The organism is Paraburkholderia sp. SIMBA_053, assembly GCF_046534895.1.
GTDB lineage: Bacteria > Pseudomonadota > Gammaproteobacteria > Burkholderiales > Burkholderiaceae > Paraburkholderia > Paraburkholderia caledonica.
This window is the reverse complement of sequence record NZ_JAWRXU010001246.1, coordinates 1-252: the sequence shown is the minus strand read 5'-3', so window position 1 is coordinate 252 and position 252 is coordinate 1. Positions and strand designations below refer to the sequence as shown.

Below are 252 nucleotides of genomic sequence, written 5' to 3'. Positions count from 1 at the left end.
CGTCAGCAGCATGTGCTCGGCTGGCTGTATCTGATTCGCGGGGCGACGATTGCGGCGTTCTTCCTGCTGCCGAAGTCGACGGTTTCCTTCGTGCTGTTCGCCGCCGTGATGGGCCTGACGTGGCTCGGCACCGTGCCGCTCACCAGCGGCCTGATCGCCAAGGTGTTCGGCACGCGGCATCTCGGCACGCTGTTCGGCGTCGTGTTTCTCAGCCACCAGTTGGGTTCGTTCCTCGGCGCGTGGCTCGGAGGC

At 65.9% G+C, this 252-nt stretch carries 1 pseudogene; it reads left to right on the top strand.

Features of this window, described 5'->3' with window-relative positions:
- Positions 1 to 252 (top strand): annotated as a pseudogene (locus SB753_RS39615) (MFS transporter); the annotation flags it as partial.